The 21,377-nt window shown below is 63.5% G+C and carries 15 protein-coding genes; 3 read left to right on the plus strand and 12 right to left on the minus strand.

Annotated features, from left to right (window positions below):
- Positions 1-201 precede the first annotated feature (201 nt).
- The 3 genes from RWL87_RS06440 (at position 202) to RWL87_RS06450 (ending at position 5,624) form a co-directional block, all read left to right on the plus strand.
- Positions 202-1,257 carry a 3-oxoacyl-ACP synthase III gene (locus RWL87_RS06440; protein WP_313969297.1) on the plus strand — a complete coding sequence of 352 codons (1,056 nt, stop codon included), beginning with the start codon at positions 202-204 and terminating at the stop codon, positions 1,255-1,257.
- 86 nt (positions 1,258-1,343) lie between these two features.
- A complete protein-coding gene (locus RWL87_RS06445; RefSeq protein WP_313969298.1) occupies positions 1,344-4,364 on the plus strand; it encodes an alpha/beta fold hydrolase in 3,021 nt (1,006 codons plus the stop codon).
- A gap of 30 nt (positions 4,365-4,394) precedes the next feature.
- The gene (locus RWL87_RS06450) at positions 4,395-5,624 is read left to right on the plus strand and encodes an NAD-dependent epimerase/dehydratase family protein (protein WP_399534337.1); all 1,230 of its coding nucleotides are present in this window, start codon (positions 4,395-4,397) and stop codon (positions 5,622-5,624) included.
- A 171-nt stretch (positions 5,625-5,795) separates the two neighbouring features.
- On the opposite strand, the gene mutM is transcribed toward RWL87_RS06450, so the two are convergent.
- The 12 genes from mutM to RWL87_RS06510 form a co-directional block, all read right to left on the minus strand.
- Positions 5,796-6,878 carry a bifunctional DNA-formamidopyrimidine glycosylase/DNA-(apurinic or apyrimidinic site) lyase gene (gene mutM / locus RWL87_RS06455; protein WP_313969299.1) on the minus strand — a complete coding sequence of 361 codons (1,083 nt, stop codon included), beginning with the start codon at positions 6,876-6,878 and terminating at the stop codon, positions 5,796-5,798.
- Between the two features lie 75 nt (positions 6,879-6,953).
- A complete protein-coding gene (gene rnc, locus RWL87_RS06460) occupies positions 6,954-7,643 on the minus strand; it encodes a ribonuclease III (protein WP_313969300.1) in 690 nt (229 codons plus the stop codon).
- A gap of 16 nt (positions 7,644-7,659) precedes the next feature.
- Complete coding sequence (gene rpmF / locus RWL87_RS06465) at positions 7,660-7,863, minus strand: 50S ribosomal protein L32 (protein WP_005505656.1); 204 nt, start codon at positions 7,861-7,863, stop codon at positions 7,660-7,662.
- Between the two features lie 30 nt (positions 7,864-7,893).
- On the minus strand, positions 7,894-8,502 hold the full coding sequence (locus RWL87_RS06470) for a DUF177 domain-containing protein (RefSeq protein WP_012903341.1): 609 nt from the start codon (positions 8,500-8,502) through the stop codon (positions 7,894-7,896).
- A gap of 188 nt (positions 8,503-8,690) precedes the next feature.
- On the minus strand, positions 8,691-9,167 hold the full coding sequence (gene coaD, locus RWL87_RS06475) for a pantetheine-phosphate adenylyltransferase (RefSeq protein WP_313969301.1): 477 nt from the start codon (positions 9,165-9,167) through the stop codon (positions 8,691-8,693).
- A 120-nt stretch (positions 9,168-9,287) separates the two neighbouring features.
- The gene (gene rsmD, locus RWL87_RS06480; protein ID WP_313969302.1) at positions 9,288-9,914 is read right to left on the minus strand and encodes a 16S rRNA (guanine(966)-N(2))-methyltransferase RsmD; all 627 of its coding nucleotides are present in this window, start codon (positions 9,912-9,914) and stop codon (positions 9,288-9,290) included.
- Positions 9,915-10,017: 103 nt separating this feature from the next.
- Positions 10,018-13,701 (minus strand): helicase-related protein, encoded by a 3,684-nt coding sequence (locus RWL87_RS06485; RefSeq protein WP_313969303.1) that lies wholly within the window; start codon positions 13,699-13,701, stop codon positions 10,018-10,020.
- Positions 13,698-14,981 carry a Dak phosphatase gene (locus RWL87_RS06490; RefSeq protein WP_313969304.1) on the minus strand — a complete coding sequence of 428 codons (1,284 nt, stop codon included), beginning with the start codon at positions 14,979-14,981 and terminating at the stop codon, positions 13,698-13,700. Before RWL87_RS06490 ends, RWL87_RS06485 begins: the two co-directional genes overlap by 4 nt.
- 195 nt (positions 14,982-15,176) lie before the next feature.
- Entirely contained in the window at positions 15,177-16,556 is a 1,380-nt protein-coding gene (locus tag RWL87_RS06495; RefSeq protein WP_313969305.1) for an AIR synthase related protein, read from the minus strand.
- Positions 16,557-16,633: 77 nt separating this feature from the next.
- Positions 16,634-18,304, minus strand: a complete 1,671-nt coding sequence (locus RWL87_RS06500; protein ID WP_313969306.1) for a hypothetical protein — start codon at positions 18,302-18,304, stop codon at positions 16,634-16,636.
- A gap of 565 nt (positions 18,305-18,869) precedes the next feature.
- Positions 18,870-19,988, minus strand: coding sequence for a D-alanine--D-alanine ligase family protein (locus RWL87_RS06505; protein WP_313969307.1), 1,119 nt, complete (start codon positions 19,986-19,988; stop codon positions 18,870-18,872).
- A gap of 227 nt (positions 19,989-20,215) precedes the next feature.
- The gene (locus RWL87_RS06510; protein ID WP_313969308.1) at positions 20,216-21,334 is read right to left on the minus strand and encodes an NAD(P)H-dependent glycerol-3-phosphate dehydrogenase; all 1,119 of its coding nucleotides are present in this window, start codon (positions 21,332-21,334) and stop codon (positions 20,216-20,218) included.
- Positions 21,335-21,377: the final 43 nt, after the last annotated feature.

The following is a 21,377-nucleotide window of genomic DNA, read 5'->3' on the forward strand; positions in this document are numbered from 1 at the left end:
TGAAGAGGGTTCAAAGTTCTTCATTGTGCATCATCTTACGCGCGGGGTGAACGGGGGCGTTCATATTGGGTCTACAGATACGGGTTCGCCCGACCGGTGCGGTAGATTGGAATGAGCATCACGAATTCTGCGGGGCCGCTATTCGCATCCCCGCGGTTTTTCTATGTATCCCACTGACTTCTATTTTCAAGGGCCACACCATTGTTGAATGCACCCGCCGATAAGGTCGGCACGAACTCTGACATTCGCCACGCTAATGCAGCTCTGCTGTCCATTACCCACGAGCTGCCTCCGGAGGTCGTCACGAGCGACTACTTCGATGAGCAGCTGGCCCAAACCTATAAGCGTCTGCGCATGCCGAAGGGCCTGCTGGAGCGTCTTGCCGGTATTAGCACTCGCCGCGGTTGGGCTGAGGGTCAGACCTTTGAGGACGGCGTGGTTGCCGCAGCTGAGAAGGCTATCGAGCAGGCGGGTATTGACCGCTCCCAGATTGGTCTGCTGATTAATGCTTCGGTGACTCGCGATAACTTTGAGCCCGCCGTTTCGGTGGGTGTGCATGACCGCCTGGAGTTGCCGCGTCATGCCCTGAACTTTGATATTACGAACGCCTGCCTGGGCTTCGTGAACGCGATGACCGTCGCCTCCACCATGATTGATGCGGGCGCTATCGACTACGCCCTCATCGTCGCTGGTGAGGACCCCTCCCCGTGGCACCGTACCGCGGTGCGCATCCTGAACAACCCCGATTCGACCCGCGAGGATGTGCTGGCTCAGTTTGCGACCCTGACTCTCGGTTCGGGTGCGGCGGCGGCTGTGATTGGTCGCGCTGACCGTCACCCGGAGGGTCACCGCATCGTCGGTTCGGTGTCCCGCGCGGGTACTGAGCACCGCAACCTGTGCATCGGTGGCGAGGCTGACCAGGGCATGAACACTGACGCTGAGGGTCTGCTGAAGCACGGCCTGGAGCTGGTGGCGCAGGCGTGGGAGCAGGCTCATCAGGACGGCTGGGAGTGGAACGACATGACCTCCTACGTGACCCACCAGATTTCTAACGCCCACACGAACGCCATTATTGAGGCGGTCGGTATTGAGCGTGAGCGCATCCCCATGACCTTCCCGAAGTGGGGCAATGTGGCTGCGGCGGCTCTGCCGATGACTCTCGCCGAGTGCGCGCCGACCTATGAGAGCGGCGACCGTATTCTGTGCATGGGTGTGGGTTCTGGCCTGAACACTGCCCTGCTTGAGATTCAGTGGTAGCCCGTTAGCCGGCAGCCCTTAGCCGGCAATCTTTAGCTTTTGTGCGGTAGACATTCACCGATTCGATCCGGAAGGATTCCCCCAGCATGCGCCATTTGAACTTCCCTAAGGCTCAGCCCCCGTATAACCCGGAGGAATGGGCGGGCGTGAACCCGCGCTACTCCCACCTTCTGGAGGTGCCCACCACCGCCCCCATTGAGCAGCGGGCGCAGCAGGCTGGCGCGCGCCGCTGGCACTACCTGGATAACCTTCCGGTGCTGGTCGAGCAGGGTTTGGAGCCGATTGGCACGATTCTGTGCGTGCACGGTAACCCGACCTGGTCGTACCTGTGGCGTACCGTGCTGGATGCGGGTGTGAATGAGCGCGCCCCGTGGCGTGTGGTTGCGGTTGATCAGATTGATATGGGTTATTCGGAGCGCACCCATCTTGACCTTGAGGGTGAGCGCCGCAGTCTGGAGGACCGTATCGCTGACCTGGGTGATTTCACGAAGGCGCTGGGTCTGGATAAGACCGACAAACCGGTCGTGACCCTCGCCCACGACTGGGGTGGGTTGGTGTCCTTCGGTTGGGCGCTGGAGCATCGTGAGATTCTTTCGGGCGTGATGCTGACGAACACCGCGGTCTACCATGATGGCATTGAGAATATCCCTGCCGCCCTGCGCCTGGCGTTGGGTGTGCACGAGTGGGGTACGCATGATTCGACCGCGTTTATTGATGTGACCCTGGGCCTGGCTCAGAATGAGGGTCGCCTGCCTGCGCCGGGTTCTGCCGGTGCCGGCGCACTTGATGGTGCCCTGCCGCAGCCGGTGGGCAAGCAGCCCAAGCGCCTGTACCCGAGCCCGCTGAACGAGGCGATTTACCGCACCTACCGTGCGCCGTACGCCCATTCGGCGTGGCGCGAGGGCGTACGCAATTTTGTGGGCGATATTCCCACCGGCAGCGATATTCCTTCCTATACGCCGATGCAGCGTATTGCCGAGCAGATTCGTGACCTGGATGTGCCCGCGTTCTTCCAGTGGGGTACGAAGGATCCGGTGTTCCAGCGCCGCTACCTGTTCGACCTGATGGAGCGTATGCCGCAGGCGAAGGTGCACCGCTACGAGAAGGCCTCGCACCTGGTCATTGAGGATTACGACATTGCCACCCCCATGATTTCGTGGCTTGCGCAGACCTTCGGCACGCTGGAGGACGGTGTTCTGGTTCCGGCGCGTAATGCGGAGGCAGAGCATCGTGCCGCCCGCGCGCGCCGCCACGGTCTTACTACCGGCGAGGGTGCTGCCGCTGAGGGCGCTGAGGGCACCGCCGCTGAGGGCACCATTCCCGCAGCGTTCCGCCCCATGCTCGCCGCCCTCACCGAACGCGCCAACGACACCTCCACCGCTGTGGTGGACATGGATCCCAAGGGTGACGGCACCTCCGTATCCGTGACCCTGACCTGGGCTGAGCTGAACCAGCAGGTCAACGCCGCCGCGACCCGCCTGCACGCCCTGGGTGTGCGTCCGGGTGACCGCGTGAACTTGATGGTGCCTCCGGGTGCCCGCCTGACCACTCTGATTTACGCCTGCATGAAGCTCGGCGCGGTCATTGTGGTGGCTGATACCGGTCTGGGTCTGCCGGGTCTGACTCGCGCGTTGAAGGGCGCTAACCCGAGCTTCCTGGTGGGTATTCCTGCCGCTCTGAGTGCCGCCCGTACCCTGCTGTGGCCGGGTGTGCGTATTTCTGTGGAGCCGCTGGGTTCGATGCAGGAGAAGCTGCTGGGCGTTGCCGGTTCGGTGTTTACCGCGCCCGCCGCCGATGGTACTCCGGGTGCGCCTGTGCCCACCCCGACCGTGGTGGAGTTCCCCTCCCCCGTGCCGGATGCCGACGCGGCGGTGCTGTACACCTCCGGTTCGACCGGCCCGGCGAAGGGCGTGGTGTACACGCAGCGTCAGCTGGCGGGTATGCGCGATGCCATCGCGAACACCTACGGCTTCGCGCCCGGTAGCGGTCTGGTTGCCGGTTTTGCGCCGTTTGCTCTGTTGGGTCCGGCGCTGGGTGCTACCAGCGTGACCCCGACGATGGATGTGACCCGCCCGAAGACTCTGACGGCATCTGCTTTGGCGTCGGCTGCGGCGGCTATCGATGCCTCGGTCGTGTTTGCGTCCCCCGCCGCCCTGGTGAACGTAGTGGCGACCGCCGACGAGCTGAGCGGCGAGCAGCGTGCGGCGTTGGCTAAGGTTCAGACCGTGCTGAGCGCTGGCGCGCCGATTCCCGTGCCCCTGTTGGAGGCGCTCTCCGCCCTGGTGCCGAACGCTTCCCTGCACACCCCCTACGGCATGACCGAGGGTCTGCCGGTGACCGATGTGTCCTTCGAGATGATTCGCCAGGCGATTGCCGAGGGCACCCCGAACGCCGACGGTGAGGTGCTTGACCCGTTCGCCCGCGACGGCGTGTGCGTTGGTTTTGCGGTGTACGGCGCGGCGGTGGCCATTGCGCCGCTGTTGCAGGACGGTTCGGTGGCGGATGAGCTGACCCATGAGCCGGGTGTGACCGGTGAGATTCTGGTGTCGGCACCGCACGTGAAGGACCGCTACGACACCCTGTGGGTCACCGAGGAGCAGTCCATTAGCACTCCGGGTTGGCATCATACCGGTGACGTCGGGCATCTGGACGCTTCGGGTCGCCTGTGGGTTGAGGGTCGCCTCGCCCACGTGCTGCTGACCTCCCAGGGCGTGCTGACCCCGGTGGCTGCCGAGCAATCCGCCGAGTCGCTGCCGGAGGTGCGCCGCGCCGCCCTGGTCGCGGTGGGTCCCGCTGGTACCGCCGCCCCGGTGCTGGTCATTGAGGCTTCCGCGAATACCGCCGCCCTGGAGGCGCGCCAGTCCGCCTCCGCGTTCAAGCGCGCCCTGCTCGACCGCGTTCCCGGCGTTGGCCGCTTCCCCATTGCCGAGGGTGTGGCTCCCTTCGAGCTGTCGCAGCTGGTGCGTCAGAAGGTTGCCGAGGATACCGGCGTGGAGCTTGCCGCGGTGCTGGTGGTGCACGAGCATCCGACCGATATTCGCCACAATTCGAAGATTGACCGCCCCGCCCTGGGTGAGTGGGCGTCGAAGGTCCTTGCGGGGGCGTAAGCGCCTACCGGATCTCTAAGTCTAAGGAGTATGATGTCCCCTCATTCTTCGCGTGAGTCTGCACACCGTTTGTCTGCGTCCCGCCTGTCGACTGCATATGCAGTGACTTCCCCGACGGCGCGGTTCCGCAAGCCAGCGCAGCCTTTGGCGGCACGCTACACCGACCCCGCCCCGCGTTCGCTACGCCCGGTTGAGGAGCCGGATTTCGCGCCGCGTATTGGCGAGCGCATCCTCTTTACCGGTGCGAGCGGTCTGCTGGGTCGTGAGAGCGTGCTGGCGTTGCTGCGTGCCGGTTATGATGTGCGCGTTTTTCAGCGTGGCGACTCGGGCATCGCGGCGCTTCTGCCCGATTCGGTGCGCCCGCGTTTTGAGCAGGTGCGCGGCGATATTACGAACGCGCAGGCTGTGGATCTTGCGATGACCGGTGTGAACGGTGTGGTGCATGCTGCGGCGAAGGTTTCGGTCAGCGGCGAGTGGGCTGATTATGAGCGCATCAACATTGAGGGCACCCGCACCCTGTTGCAGGCGGCGCTGAACCATTCGGTGGGTTCGTTCCTGTACATTTCGTCGCCGTCGGTGGCTCATGCCGGCGCGGCGATTGTGGGTGACGGTGCCGGCGTGGCGTCCCCGGAGCATGCGCGCGGTAACTATGCGCGTTCAAAGGCCGCCGCTGAGCTCCTTGCCCTGGAGGCGAACGGCACTCCCCTGCCCGGCGGCGGGGTTTTGCGTGTGGGTGCGTTGCGCCCTCACCTGATGTGGGGTCCTGGCGATACCCAGCTGGTCGAGCGTATTCTGGAGCGTTCCGCTGCGGGTCGTCTGCCGCTGCTTTCTGGCGGTACGGGCCTGATTGACACGCTCTACATTGATAACGCCGCCGACGCCGTGGTGCGCGGATATCAGCGCCTCGACGCTTTTGCGGGTCGGGCGCTGGTGGTGACGAACGGTCAGCCGCGCACTATCGCCGAGCTGCTCGGCGGTTTCTGCGAGGCGGTCGGCGTTCCCGCCCCGCGTTTCTCGGTTCCGGCGAAGGTTGCGGCTCTGGCGGGTAAGGTCATTGAGCGCGTGTGGGAACGTCTGCCGAAGAACGTCACCGCCGGTGACGAGCCACCCATGACGGAGTTCCTTGCCGAGCAGCTGTCGACCGCGCACTGGTTCGATCAGCGCCGCACCCGCGAGCTGTTGCAGTGGGAGCCCTCCGTGTCGATTGAGGAAGGCTACGAGCGCCTGGGCCTGTTCTACGGGGACAGGTACAAGCGATAGGTACAGCCGCTAGCTGCTTCTTTTCGGGTTGGCTCCCCAGCCCTTTCCCAACCCAGTTTTAAACAAATGACGGCGTAGCTACATCCCCCGTACGAGAGGAACGTAGCTACGCCGTCATTTGCGTATCTAGCGTGATGCTTTATGGAGCCTTTATCTAGCGTGCGCTTTTATCTACCGAGTACGCGGCGCCCGCTGGCAGTGCGGGCAGCGGTAGGAGGAGCGGTTCTGGAACGGTTCGCGCACGATCAGGGAGGTGCGACCCGCCTCCGCGCACCGGTGGCAGGGCTCCCCGGCACGCCCGTAAGCGTTCAGCGAGCGCTCAAAGTAGCCCGATTCGCCCAGCACGTTCACGTACAGGGCGTCGAAGCTCGTGCCGCCAGCCGCCAGGGACTCGCGCAGCACGTCCGTGACCGCCTCCAGCAGGTCGCGGGTCTGCGCGGCGCTCAGGGTGCGTGCGGGCTTCGCGTAGTGCAGCCGCGCACGCCATAGCGCCTCGTCAGCGTAAATATTACCCACGCCGGAGATTACCGATTGATCCAGCAACACCTTCTTAATGCCGCTGGAGGTGCGCAGAAACTTGCGGCGCACCGCCGCGGGGTCGAAGAATTCGTCCAGCGGGTCGCGGGCAATGTGTTTGACCGCTTCCGGTACTAGAAAACGCTCGGGTACTTCACCCGGCGCTACTTCATTCCTTGCAACCGCCGCGGGTACGTCCGGCACGAGCGGGCTGAGGAACATGCCGCCGAAAATGCGCTGGTCTACGAAGAGCAACCGCTGCCCAGCGCTCGCCTCGCCGCCGGTAGTTCCCGTGTCACCGGCAGCTCCAGCGGTGCCGGAAGCTCCCGCCGGTCCTAGTTCCAGCGCCACGCGCAGGTGCCGCGGCTGCTCATCAAAGGCCGCGCGAGCCTCCGACTCACTGCCCGAGTCACCATCCGATTCATTGACAGAATCACTGCCCGAGTCGCCGCCCGGCTCATCGCGCACGAGCAGCTGACCGCTCATGCCCAGATGCACCACGAGCGCCTCGTCGGCAAGCGTGCCGTCCGCCTCGCTCAGGGTCAGCCACAGGTACTTGCCGCGGCGGTAGGCACCGCGCAGCGCCCTGCCGGTGAGTGCCGCCTCAAAGTGGGCGGGACCAGGCAGGTGCCTGCGCAGCGAACGGGCATCGACCACGCGCACCGCCCGCACGGGCCGACCCAACGAATGGTCGGCAATGCCCACGCGAACGGTTTCCACCTCGGGCAGTTCGGGCATGATTCCCTCCAATCAGCGAGGCTGCAGAATCAAGAACCCGCAGAGCTAACAGGCCTGCAGGATGCTTGAATGAGCCTAAACCAGAACGCGGTACGCCTGCTCAGCGGCAAGGCGCTCCGCCTCCTTCTTGCTCGGACCCACACCGGTGCCGGCCTGCTGGTTCGCCACAATAGCGACCGCAGTGTACACGCGCGCGTGATCGGGGCCCTCGCCGGTGACCTCATAGCGCACGTCTCCCCAGCCGCGGGCGGTGGCGAGGTTCAGCAGCTCAGTCTTCCAGTCGCGTCCAGAGTTCAGGACCTTCTCATCGTCGAGCAGCGGCGCAATCAGGCGCAGCACCAGGTCACGAGCCGCCTCGCGACCGCACTCCAGGTAGGTCAGGCCAAAAATCGCTTCCATGGTGTCGGCAAGGATCGAGTCCTTATCGGCGCCGCCGGTGTGAATCTCGCCCTTACCGAGCAGGATGTACTTGCCCAGATCCAGGTCGCGTGCCACCTTCGCCAACGCCACAGTCGACACCACCACGTGGTGCAGCTTCACGAGCTCACCCTCGGGCAGCTCGGGGTAGCGTCGGTACACTTCTTCAGCAATCGCCAGGGAAAGCACCGAATCGCCCAGGAACTCCAGGCGCTCGTTATGTTCCACCCCGGGGTTCTCGAAGGCGTAGGAGCGGTGGGTTAGGGATAGCAAAAACGTCTCGGCGTCGATATCGACCCCGAGACGTTTACGCAACTCCCTAGTATCAACACTAGGAAATTCAAACATAAGGATTCACCGCTTCTTAGGCGTCTGCAACCTTACGGCCCTTGTACTCCAGGAACAGGGCGTTGCCTGCAGCGTCGGTTACAACCTTTGCCTGGTGGGGCAGGCTGTAGGTCACGCGACCGTTCTCAACGGTCTTAACCAGCTGGGGCACGGATGCCTTCCACTGGGAACGGCGTGCGCGGGTGTTAGCGCGGGACATCTTGCGCTTGGGAACAGCCACAGCTATCTCACAATCTCTAGTAACAACAATTTAGTTTTCGGTATCTGCACCGAGCAGGCCCTGCAGGGCCGACCAGCGCGGATCCAACACCTCGTGATGATGCCCGGGGTCATCCTCCAGGCGCGCACCGCAATCGGCGCACAGACCCTGGCAGGTGTCCCTACAAACAGGCTGGAACGGCAGTTGAAGGATTACTGCGTCCCGCAGAGCCGGTTCAAGGTCGATCGAATCATCCTCAACGGCGTACTGCTCATCTACTTCATCTTCGGGGCCGCCAGCCGGGGCCTTCTCAAAGACGAAAAGCTCTTGAATATTGGCCGACATCTCGTAATCAATCGGATCCAAGCAGAGGCTACACTCGCCGTGTACATCCACAACGACGGAGCCGGTAACTAGGATACCATCAACAACAGACTCCATACGAATATCGAGGTCAATATCCGAACCCTCTTCCACGCCGATGAGCGTGTTACCCAGGTCTGCCGGTGCGGGCAGAACCTCAGTGAGAGTTTCCATGGTGCCGGGGCGGTGAATCAGGTTAGTGACCGATACCACCAGCGGCGATGCGTCTGCACGTGAAATGGCGTTTCTCCTTACGAAATGTATAAACCAAAGTCCCATTTTAGGGGTCATTCGCACCGTTAATCAAGATTAAGCACCATTTAAATCTCGTTAAGTGGCGCTCACCTCTTAAATATCCCCTTAAGGAGGCGCCGTGCGGCACTTAACCGGCCGGTCGGGGATGGTGCAGAGGTAGTTAAGCTCCCGGTCGGTGGCGCGGGTGCACCGGACAGGCGGACCCGTTAATACCCCAAGACCCGGCTTAACTAGGCGTTCTTCAGGGCGCGGGCAACCGCCTCCGGCACGAAGGGAGTCACGTCACCACCCAGCGACGCAACCTCACGAATAATCGTGGACGACACCGCACCGTAGCGGTCCTCACCCGCCAAGAATACCGTCTCAACCTGCGCCAGGTGGCGGTTCATGCTCGCCATCGGCGCCTCGTAGCTGTAGTCCGTCGCCGAACGCAGGCCCTTCACCAGCACCTTCGCGCCACGCTCCGCCGCGTACTCGGCAAGTAGCACGCCCGGCGGAATTGGCTCCACACTCACGCCCTCAATGCCGAGCTCGCGCAGAGATTCCTCCACGAGCTGCACGCGTTCCTCCAGGGAGAAACGGTACTTCTTGGCGCTATTGTGCGCCACGCCCACAATCACCTCGTCAAAGAGCTGGGCGGCGCGGGCAATAATCTCCAGGTGGCCGTGGTGCACGGGGTCAAAAGATCCGGGGCAGAGGGCAATCATGGCGGTCCCTTCACGAATAAAAATCAGAGGTTGGAATGGCTAGGGGCGGGTGGGTTAGAGGGGTTGAGCTCGCGGGGGATGCGCGAGCGCGGGCTTAGACTGCGAAATGAGGCAGTGCGATTAGGCGGCGAGCTCTTCAGCGTCCTCGCCGGACTCGTCGCCCGCCTGTTCCTCCACCTCGTCAGGCTCCACATAGTAGAGCACCGTCTCGCCGTGCTGGCGGGTCGAAAAACAGTACAGCCCCTCGCCCCACACCGGCTCGGGGTCGCGCGAAGAACGCTCCACCACGACTACGGCGCCCTCGGCAAGCTTGGGGGTCAGCGCCTCCAGCAGCTCACTGACCTGCTCGTTCGGCATGGCGTAGGGCGGGTCAACAAACACCAGGTCCCACGGGCCGGAGGCGGACTTCACGTAGGTCAGCGCCTGCGACTGCTGCACACGCGTAGAGCTAGAGCCGGTGCGGCCCATTGCCTTCTCCACCGCGGCAACGTTCTTACGAATCACCGCAACAGCCTTCGGGTAGGTGTCCAGCAGGGTCACGGAGGCGGCACCGCGCGAGAGCGCCTCGCAACCGAGCGCGCCCGAGCCGCCAAAAGCATCCAGCACGCGGGCGTCACGAATAATGTCGTAGCTCTCCAGCTTGGAGAAGAGGGATTCCTTCACCCGGTCGGTGGTGGGGCGAGTATTATCCCCCGGAACCGAGGCAAGGCGAACGCCTCCGGCGGCACCGGAAATAATACGGCTCATAGGTCTCTCCTCTTAGCTAGTGCGGTGTGTTGAAGTCAGGGTTTTAGTGGACGGAGGTTTCAGCGGGTGGTGGCAGGGGCGGGCGTTCTCCCCCGTTAGGCGCCTATCCCCTGCCGAGGAACGCTTCACGGTCAGCATCCAGAGCACGGTCAATCGTACGCGCCAGAGACGGATGCTTAGCCAGCGTCGGGTCCTTCTCCACCACCGAGCGGGCATCCTCGCGGGCACGCTCAATAATGTCGGCATCGGCGAGCGCCCGCAAGAACCGCAGGGTGCTCTTCGAACCCGATTGTGCAGCACCCAGAATATCACCCTCGCGGCGTTGCGCCAGGTCGATGCGGGAGAGCTCAAAGCCGTCCGTGGTGGAGGCGACCGCGTCCAGACGCTCGCGGGACACGCCGCCCTCCTCCTGGCGGGTGACGAGCAGGCAGGTGCCCGCGTAGCCGCCACGGCCCACACGACCGCGCAGCTGGTGCAGGCCAGAGATGCCGAAGCGGTCGGCGTCCATGATGATCATGAGCGTGGCGTTCGGGACGTTCACGCCCACCTCAATGACGGTGGTGCTGATGAGCAGGTCAATTTCGCCGCGCTCAAAAGCGGTCATGACGGCGGTCTTCTCCGCCGGGTCCATGCGGCCGTGCAGTGTGCCGATACGCACGCCGACGAGGGCGTCCTCTGCGCTCAGGTAGGAGTACATGGAGGCGACCGAGGTCAGCTGCACCTTGCCGTCGCTGCTGGCGCTACCGCCCTGACCGAAATAGCCCTGCGCAGTACTGCCCGCGCCTGCACCGTTGAGGCTGGATGCGCCAAAGAACGCGGCGCCTTCCTCCAGGCCGTCGCCGTCCTCCCCGATTTTGGGTACGACAACATACACCTGGTGGCCCGCGTCGATTTCTTCGCGGGCGCGCCTCCACAGGCGGGACGCCCAGGCAGGCTTCTCGGCGAGGGGCACCACGTGGGTCGAAATTTTCTGTCGGCCGGCGGGCAGGGTGTCGAGCACGGACACGTCCAGGTCGCCAAACACGGTCATGGCGACGGTACGCGGAATGGGCGTTGCGGTCATGACCAGGCGGTGCGGCAGGGCACCGTCAGTGCCGCGCAGGCCGTCGCGCTGTTCCACGCCGAAGCGGTGCTGCTCATCCACGACGACCAGGCCCAGGTCGTGGAAGCGCACCTCATCGGAGAGCAGGGCGTGCGTGCCAATCACAATCTGGGCGGTGCCGTCGGCGAGCTCCTGCAGTACCTTGCGCTTAGCGCGGGTACCCATGGAGGCGGTCAGCAAGCGCACGCGCACGCGGCCGGGGGCTTCCCTGCCGCCAGTCGAGCCGTCAGCATCAGTATCTTCGGGCGCAGCCATATCCCCCAGGATGTCCAGCACCGAACGCAAATGCTGCTCGGCAAGCACCTCGGTCGGGGCGAGCATCGCGGACTGGCCGCCCGCATCGGCAACCTGCAGCATCGCGCGCAGAGCCACCACGGTCTTACCGGAACCCACATCACCCTGCAGCAGGCGGTTCATGGGCGATTCACTCGACAGATCCGCGCCAATCTCAGCACCCACCTTCTGCTGCCCCTCGGTTAGCTCGTAGGGCAGAACCTGAAGCAGCTGATCGGCGAGGCCGCCCTCCACGGCGGGGCGCGGCTGAGTCAGGTGCGCGGCACGCACCGAGCGCAGGCGGGCGAGCGCGCTCTGCAGCACGAACGCCTCGCGGTAACGCATCTGCGCCTGCGCGGCACGCCACGTGTCCTCAGAGTCGGGGGTGTGCAGGGCGCGGTACGTCCACTCCAGCGACGGCACCTTGCGGGCGCGACGAATCGTGTACGGCACCGGGTCTTCGAGCTCTTTGAGCGGAACCTTTTCGAGCAGCTGCGCCATGTAACCGCTAATGCGGTCGGTGGGCAGTTTCACGGGGGCACGGTAGACGGGCACGGGGGCGGGGGCGGCGTCGGTGACGTCCGCGCCGGAGGCGTCCTTCGAGAGCAGGGCGTAGTGCGGGTTGGTGAGGGTGTATTCGCCGCGGTAGATGCCGACCCTGCCGGAGAACATCATGGTTTCGCCCTCGTGGATTTCGCGGGCGGCGGTCCAGGCGTTGAAGAAGGACAGCTTCATCTGCGAGCCGATGAGCGCACCGGGGGTCGTGCTCGGGCTGGGTGCGGGCACGCCAAAGAGGCCTCCCTGCACGAAGCTATCCTGTGCGAAGCTATCTTGGCCGAACGAATCCTGGCCGTAGCTGTCTGCGTAGCCGCTATAGGAGGCGGGCTGGGCTCCCCTGCCCTGGGTGGGAATCTGCGCGGCGGGGTTCTGAGTGGCGTTAGCGAGCGCGTTGATGCGCGGGTTGTGCATCCCGGTTGCTTGCCAATTCTGCGCGGGCGCAGCGGAGGAACCGGGGCGGTTAGCGCGCCCTGGCACCACGGAGACGGGGCCGCCAGTCCCGTAACCAGTAGCACCGTAACTAGCCGCGCCGAAGCCTGCGGGCGCGTCCTGCCCGGTTGCGTCGGAGAGCCGGTCGGTGATGGTCACTTCCGTGATTTTGCCGCGGCGTGCCGCCATGGTTCGGGTGCTCACGTGCACCACGCGGGCAATGATAGTGACGTCCTGGCCTTCGACGAGTTCGGCGAAGGAGCTGAGTTCGCCGCGCGGCAGGTACTTGCGCGGGAAGTACTCGAGCATCTCCCCGACGGTCTCCAGGCCCAGGTGCGTGGCGATTGCTTTGGCGCTGGGTGCGGGCAGGTACTTTTTGAGCGGCGCGTTTTCGATGCGGTCTTCGGAGGCATAGCGCGCCAGGGCACGGCTCTTAGCCTCCGCGGCGGCAGATGCGGAGGCTACAGCGGGCTTCTCAGCCGCAGCTTTCTTAGTAGCGGCCTTCTTCGCGGAAGTCTTCTGGGCGGGCGCCTTCTTAGCAGGGGCAGGGCTCTTCTGCGCAGCGGTCTTCAGCTTTGCCGGAGTCTTCTTTGCGGTAGCAGATTGAGCGGCGGCTGCTTTCTTAACGGGAGCCACCTTCTTCGCTGTTACCTTTTGGGTCGCGGGCTTTTCAGCTTCTACCTCGGGCACGCTCTTCTGTGCATCAGGCATCTTCTGCGCAGGCTTCTGCTCGCCCTCTTCGCGCACCTTCGCTACCTTCTGCGGGCGAGCCGAAGTAGCCCGAACAGGAGTTTCATTCTCCTGCGGGCTCGGTTCAATCTGAGCTGGTTCTTTCTGGGCAGGTTTCTTCTGCGCGGGTGCCTTCTGCACAGGATTCTTCTGAACCGGTTCCTTTGGCTGATGTGCACCCGACTGTTTTACGTCCGGCTGAGCCGCCTGTCGTGCCGCCAACGCAATATCGACCAGCTCGTAGAGAGCGTCGTCGGTCATGGTGTGCGCGGCGGGGCCCAGCGAATGCTTGAGGGTCTTGAGTGCCTTACGGTAGGGTGCGCTGGCGCGCTGTGCCGCGCGTTCGCTCAGTTCTGCGCGGCTCACCTCGCCTCGGGCGTAGGCGGCAAGATCGCGCACGGTCAGCTCGGCGGTGGTGCGGAGCTGCTCATCGCTCAGTAGCGGCGCGCCCTTTGTCGCTCGCTGAGCTCGGGTCACAGGCTCAGTACGGGTCACAGAGGCGGCGCGGGTAGGCTCCACAGTCGTTGAGGCTACGGGTTCGCGCTGCGCTACCTCAGACTGCCCTGCCGCAGCCTTAGCAGGCTTAGTCTTTGCCGGTGCAGCTTTGACCGGGACAGCTTTAGCGGGTGCAGGCTCGGGAAGCCCCAAGTCCAGGGCTTCCTGTTGCGGGTTTACGGAACGTCGGGCGGGGCTCATGCGCCACCCTCCGCACCGCACGCATGGTCGGCGTGGTGACCATCCGCCAGGGAGGAAATACGCTCGTCGGCCCACTGGCCGTAGCCCATAATCAGTTCACGGGCGGGGTCAATCTCGGGCACGTGCACGTGCAACGCCCAGAGTCCAGCCGCCATGTCCAGGGGCGTAATGAGCAGGCTGTCGCCCATAGCTTCAAGTTCGGGGCGCAGCTGCGCCAGGGCGAGAGGCTCGCAGGTCAAGGTACCCATGAGCTCCCAGCCGTTCTCCCCCTCACTTTCTGCGTGCTCGGCAGGTTCAGAACCTGCCGCAGAAGCCGCCCGCGCGACAGAACCAGCTGCAGAGGGCGCGCGTAGCATGGACTCCACCTGCGCCTCGCTCAGGGTTGCACCTTCCCAGCGCGGGTTGGAGTGCACCACGGCAAGGTAGAAGCCGAGCGCACCGGCATCAACGAAACCGGCAAGCTCGGGCGAGGGCGGGAACTGTGCGGTACGTTCCAGTGCGGCAAGCATCAGCGCACGTCGACGCTCTTTCAGTGCCTCATCGGCAACTTCTGCGTCCTGCGATGCATCGTAATGAGCGTCCAGGCGGGCGAGCTCCACCATGACCGACAGCATCGTGGAGGGCACCATCTGCTCCCCCACACTGGCACGAATACGCTCAGCCGCAAACGCCATCGCGCGCGCCTCCGCATGGGCGTACTCCAGCTTCACTTCACGATGCTTAGGCAGGGAGCCGCCAGCAATCACAGCTTCGTAGTCTGCCTCCAGGGCGCGCACGAGCGGCAGCTCATCGGCTGCCTCACCAAGCTCCTGGGCGAGGTTGCCGGGCAGGAACCAGTAGCTGCGCACCGCCTCCAGCGCCCAGGCACAAAGCAAGGTACCGGAGTTGCCGCGCGCCACGCGGGACGCGCGCATAATCGCGTGCTCGTAAATATCGCCGAGCTGAACCCACAGGTGAGCGAGGGATTCTTCCTCGGGGCTTTCCGCCGGCTCTGCTTCCGGCGCGTACGATTTTTCCCCGTTGGGTAGATCTCCGTTGGGCAGAACCTGCTCCATGCCCCGCTCAAATTCCTCGGTCAGGGTCAGCAGGGTGTGGGCAATATTGGAGCCGGTGTCCTTATCGGGCACGGGGAACCCGTTGAGCTCGTTGAGCGCCTCGCGGTAGCGTTCGATGGTGGTGCGGGCGGCGGTGGACCACGCTACGCCGAAGCGGTAGGCGCGCACGCAGGCGCGGCGGTAAATCTCGCGCTCTTCGGTGCGCTGGTTCTGTTCTGCGTTCACGCTACCCTCCTCGCTCTAGCTTCGTGCAGTTCTCGCGGCACTCTCGGTGCGGTTCTCAACCCGCGCCTCGAGCCAGCCCAATGTATTTCGTACTTCTATTCTAGTTAATTTCGGTTAAATGTACGGTATTGTCCGACATCTATCCCGCTAGCTGAAAATGCCGGCTAAAACACCCCGCGGCATCCGATTAGGCTTCTACGCGGAAGCCCCGTAGTGCTCCCAGCCCATACCGTCCAGGGAGCGGCCGTCCATCACCACCGCGGCGCCGGTCACCGCATTGTGGCGTCGCTCGGCACCGTAAAGCTCAGCGCTCAGGCCGCGCTCCGGGGCGTCCGCCACGCAGGTTCCCAGGGGCACGAACTCTTCGGGCACCTCACCGGGGAAGGTCGCCAGCAGGCCGTGGTCTTCTCCGCCGACCAGCACGAAGGTACGCGCCAGGGATGCGGGGCTCTCCCCCGCCTCATTGCGCTCACCAATCGCCAGCAACAGGCGCGCCAGGGGCAGCAACGGTTCGGCGAACGCATCCACGGCGGCGCGGTCGAGGCGCATCTGCACCCCGGAGGCGGCGGCAACTCGCCCGGCGTCCTTCACGAGTCCGTCGGAGAGATCCAACATGGAGCTCGCCCTATGCTGGCGTGCCACTTCACCGGCGGGGATGGGGCTGACCGGGTGGTGCTGCGAGTCGACGGCGCGCTCGCAGACCGCGAGCATGTGCGCAGCGTCTTCGGGGCTGAGGGTGCGGGCGAGCTCGATAAGACCTTCGGGAAGAGCAACAGCCGAGCCTTCGCTCTGCTCCTGCCCCTGCTTTTCGGGATGCTTTTCAGCCTGTTTCTTAGCCCACGCCTGAGCCACCGCGTCCAGAGCTACTTCTACATCCTGACCTGCGGCAATGGCACGCAACAGCGCCGTGGCGGGCAGGGAGAGCGGGTTGAGCAACAGGCGCAGACCGGCATCAGACCAGGCGGTACGACCCGCCAGGGCGATGGTGTCGCCGGGGCGCGCACCGGAGCGCAGCACGGCGCGATCAGTGTAGCCGAGGGCGGTGACGGTCACCGACATTTCGGTGGAGTCGCCAATATCGCCGCCGCCAATCACACATTCGGTGGCTCCGCAAGCGTTGATTCCGTCCACAATGCCGTGGGCGAAGCCGTCAATCCAGCCGTAAGGAGTGCTGCCGGGCAGACTCAGGGAGATGAAGAGGCTTGCCGGGCGCGCACCCATGGCGGCAACGTCGGCAAGGTTCTGGGTCGCGGCTTTGCGCCCCACATCGTAGCCACTGCTACGGGCGGGCTCCAGAATGAACTCACCACCCTCAGTCACCTGGGCAATACCGCCGGGCCACAGGTTCATGAAGTCCTGGTCCTCAACGAGGGTGTCGGTGGTGACCACGGTACGCTGACCGGGCGCGGGCGCGGCGAGGACGGCGCAGTCGTCACCGGGACCCACCTCCAGGGGTTCGATATGCCCCGCCTGGCGTGCCGCAGCGGCAACCTGCTCGTTGTGGGCGTTGATAATCGGCATGAAAGCGCGCAGAACGCGGGACTCGCCCAGCTTTGAGAGAGGTGTCTCTCGCATGGGGTTGTCCCGCGTTTCGCTAAAAGTCTGAGGATTCACATCCTCTATTATCGCGTATTCCACGCGTTATGTTCGCCTTAGGCTCCGCGGCTGAAGTAGCGGATTGCCAGAGCAATCAGCACCAGACCGATGAGCGAGAAGAGGATCAGCGGTGCGATACCGGAAAGTCCGGAATCGTCCGCGTCCGCATTCTTCACGGCCTGCTCCTGGGCGGCGTTCGCGCCGTCAGCCTTTGCCACGCTCTTTGCGGAGCGGCTGGCGCTAGCCGAGGTGGAGGAGGAGCTAGGCGACTTCGAAGCCGATACCGAGCTTGAGGAGCTCGAGGGGCTTGCCTCGTGGGAGTGGTCCTCGTCGGTCTTATTGCGCGAGAGGTATCCAGCAACCCAGTCAGCCGCACCCGGAATGGAGTCATTCGAGCCGTTATTAGCTGCGATTCGTCCGAGGGTGGTACCGCCAGAACGCAACGGATCGTCATCCTCGCCATCAAGCCTGCCGCTCGGTGCCTTGCTCGGTGAAGAGCTCGAAGATCCCGAAGAGGAACTTGAGGATTCAGAGGAGTTGCCCGGTCGCGGAAGCTCAATGGAGATGATGACATCTTCCCCAGAGACTTCCTGACGGTTTCCAGGGACGGTCACCGGGTTGTTCGCCGGAGGAATCGGAGCAACAGGTTCGGTCTCAATCGGGGTAACCGACTTGGAGTCCGAGCTGCCCTTGTTATCCTCTACCGGAGCTACGGGAGCTACCGGAATCACGGGGATGACCGCGTCCTTGGTCGGCTCGTTAGTCGGATCCTGAACCGGGGCCGGAACGACCGGAACCTGAGAGGGCTCCTGGGTCGGTTCGGGAGTTACATCCTTCGTCGGCTCGGGAACCGGGACGGGATCCTGAGTAGGCTCCGGGTTCGGTTCGGGAGTTACATCCTTCGTCGGCTCAGGAGTGGGCTCCGGGTTAGGTTCCGGAGTGGGATCCTGGGTCGGTTCAGGGGTGGGCTCGGGAGTCGGGTCCTGAGTAGGCTCCGGAGTCGGTTCGGGAGTTACGTCCTTCGTCGGCTCGGGAGTGGGCTCCGGAGTCGGTTCGGGGGTTACATCCTTAGTCGGCTCGGGAGTAGGTTCCGGGGTGGGCTCTACCGTAGGCTCAGGAGTCGGGTCCTGAGTGGGCTCAGGGGTCGGCTCTGCAGTAGGCGCAACGCTAGGCTCCGCAGTGGGAGCTACGGTGGGCTCGACAGTCGGTTCAACCGTGGGAGTAGCGGTGGGTGCTGCAGTCGGCTCAGCGGTCGCATCCTTGGAAGGCTCTACGCTAGGACTCGCCGTAGCGGTAGCACTCGGGGTTGCAGAAGGCTCAGCAGTGGGCTGCGCGGTAGCGTTCGGAGTAGGCGTCGCGTCCGGGCTGGGCGTAGCGTCCTGAGTGGGTGCAGCACTTGCGGAAGGCTCAGCACTAGCGGTGGGCTGAGCGCTCGAAGAAGCGCTAGGCTGAGCGGTGGGCTCTGCCTGCGCTTTGTCAGTCTTATTGTCCCCCTGAGCGGTGGGCCATGCGCTCACGGTTGCGAGCGTGGGTACTGCCGCCTGAGAGGAAGATGCCGCGTTAGCGGTGGGGTCCAGGGTTTGGCTTGCGGTGCCGACAGGGTTGGGCGGAACCTGAGACGCTGCCTCCTGCACATCTTGAGCAAATGAGGCTACGTAGGGGCTTCCGGAAGCAACCAGTGCTGTCGCCAGACTCGCAGAGACCACCTTACGGTTTCGTTTTCCCAAAGGTTGTCCTTGACTTTCTGATACGTTGTGAGTGAATAGATACCCAATCGCTAGGGCAGATTGGATATACCTTCATCTATTCTACCGAATCGGCTTTTTCTTCATTACTCATTTTAGCGCTTTCATACCAATCTTTGAGCTTCAAGATGTGCAACGACCACCTAACGAATCGTTTCATGATTTAGAAGCATCACTTTATGCACTTGTGGGCAGAATTATGTTTTACCTTATCAAGGTCGTTTTAGAACACCCATCCCGCGCTTCGAGTGCCCTCGGAGTCAAAGCAAGTGATTTTTCTCATGAGTGAAAAACGAGCGATTCTCATCAACACTTAGAGCTGAATACGTACCAATTACCCCTCCCACAAAGGTACTAACTTGCCCCAGCGCGCAAAAAACGCCCCGGCGCGAACCCCTCAAGAATCCGCGCCGAGGCGCCTCGCAGCAGGTGCTACATAGCGGGAGCCACTCCCCCGCCGCTACGCATTCAATGTCTGAACGCAAACTATAGAACTAGCGGTGTCTCAAGAACTAGCCCAGCCTCAAGAACTAGCCCAGCCTATGAATTAGCGCAGACCCAGGGGGCGTTCCATCGCCAGGGTCAGCAGCTCGCTAATCAGATCAGTGTAAGAGATACCGGTGTTCTCCCACATGGTCTTGTACATCGAAATCGGGGTGAAGCCGGGCATGGTGTTCACCTCGTTGATGACCAGGCGGCCGTCCTCGGTGTAGAAGAAGTCCGCACGAGACAGACCCTCGCCGTCCAGTGCCAGGAACGCCTTCACAGCCAGCTCACGCAGACGATCCTGCACATCCTGCGGCAGGTTCGCCGGGCACACGGTCACGGCCGAGGACTCAGAGACGTACTTGGCCTCGAAGTCGTAGAAGCCATGATCCTCATCCACAACCTCAATCTCGCCGGGGTAGGATGCGCGCGGCATCTCGCCGTGGTGGCCGTCCAGCACGGCGCACTCGATTTCGCGGCCCACGATGCCCGCCTCGATGATGATCTTCGGGTCGTGGCGGCGTGCCTCTTCAATCGCGGGCACGAGCTCCTCCACCGAATCCACCTTGGTAATGCCGAAGGAGGAACCGGCGCGGGTCGGCTTCACGAACATGGGGAAGCCCAGCTTCAGCACGCGCTCCAGAATCTGCTCGCGGTCCTCGTGCTCCCACTGGCGGTTGGTGATGACCTCGTAGGGGCCGACCTCCAGGCCAGCGGACTCGAAGGCAACCTTCATGAAGTGCTTATCCATGCCCACAGCGGATGCGGTCACGCCGCAACCCACATAGTGCAGGTCAGCCATTTCCAGCAGGCCCTGCACGGTGCCGTCCTCGCCGAAGGGGCCGTGCAACAGCGGGAAGACAACATCCACCGGCGCGGTGCGGGTCACGTTGCCGTCCTCGTCAATCAGGGTCAGGCGGGAATCGCCAGCACCCATCGGCAGGAACACCTGCTGGGTGCCCGCGGGAAACTCTGCGGTACCGCGAGTGCCAGCGGTCAGCTCGGCGAGCTGCTGCTCATCGGTCAGGTACCAGCGGCCGTCACGGGTAATACCGATAGTGATGACGTCGTAGGCGGTGCGGTCAATAGCGCCCAGAACGCCGGCAGCGGTAATGAGCGAAATCGGGTGCTCGGAGGAGCGGCCACCGCACAGCAGGGCGACGGTCTTCTTCTCGGTCATATATTTCTCCTAGTCAAGGTTCCCCTACCCTCAGGTCCGGAAGGTGGAACGGCAATGCGTCAATAATCCTAACGCACGAATACCGTCGCGGTCACTGATGCGTTTCTCACGCGCCGGTTTTCCGCAACGGTATCCGTCCTTGGATGTCTACATTCAATCTTCTTCTAGTATGTCCTGGCACACAACCCGAATCAAGGGGTGCCAGCACACCAGAAAAGCTTTAAAACCTAGTGGCTCTCGTGCTTGAGGCGGCGGCCCAGCAGCTTCGGGGCGAGCTCCTCAATGCCAATGCGACCCGAAAGCACCGCCACCACAGCCTCCACGATGGGCATCTCCACGCCGTGACGGCGAGCCAACTCAGCCACCACCGGCGCCGACTTAATCGACTCAGCGGTCTGGCTCATGTGCTCGTGCAGGCGGTCAGGGGTAATACCCTGAGCCAGCAGACGACCCGCCGTGTGGTTACGAGACAGCGGCGAAGAGCAAGTCGCAATCAAGTCGCCCATGCCCGCAAGACCGCTCATGGTCGCAGCCTCGCCACCCAACGCCACCGCCAGGCGGGTAATCTCCGCCAGGCCGCGCGTCATAATGGACGCCTTCGAGTTATCGCCATAATTGCGGCCCTCGCAGATACCCACGCAGAGCGCAATCACGTTCTTCACCAGGCCGCCAATTTCGGTACCAACCACATCCGTGTTGGTGTACGGGCGGAAGTAACCGCACGCAATCGCGTGAGCAACAGCCTCAGCCACCGGCAGAGTACGAGCCGCAACCACGGAGGCGGTAGGCTCCTCCCCCATGATTTCCTTCGCCAGGTTCGGGCCCGACAGCACGCACACGCGGTGCGGAATATGGCCAATCGCGCGCACATCAGCGCCGCGCAGAGCCATAGCCTCTTCCAGCTCCTCGGTAATGACCTGCGACATGCGCAGACCCGTACCGGTCTCCAGGCCCTTCGCCAAAGACACCAGCATGGCGTTCGGCTCAATATAGCGGGCGAAGCTCTGCAGCTGCGAACGCAGAACCTGCGCGGGCAGGGCAAGAACCACGATATCGGCACCGGTCAGCGCCGCGGGGGCTTCCACCGTGAAGTGCATGTTATCCGGCAGCTTCATTCCCGGAAAATAGCGGGCGTTCTCGCGGGTGCGCTCGCACTCAGCCATCACCTGCTCATCACGACCGATGAGGGTCACGCGAGTGTCATCGCCGCGCTCACGGGCAGCGTCAGCCGCAATCTTCGCGAAAGCGGTACCCCAGCTACCGGCACCGAGCACCGCAATCGACTGCACGGTTGCCGGAGGGGTAAATTCAGGGCTTGCTGCGGGGGTGCGTCCAAAGAAGGTCACGAAAACACCTGCCTCTCTTCCTTGCGAGCTTATTGTGCGAGTC

Origin of the sequence: uncultured Rothia sp., from assembly GCF_963555405.1 — a bacterium.
Taxonomy (GTDB): domain Bacteria; phylum Actinomycetota; class Actinomycetes; order Actinomycetales; family Micrococcaceae; genus Rothia.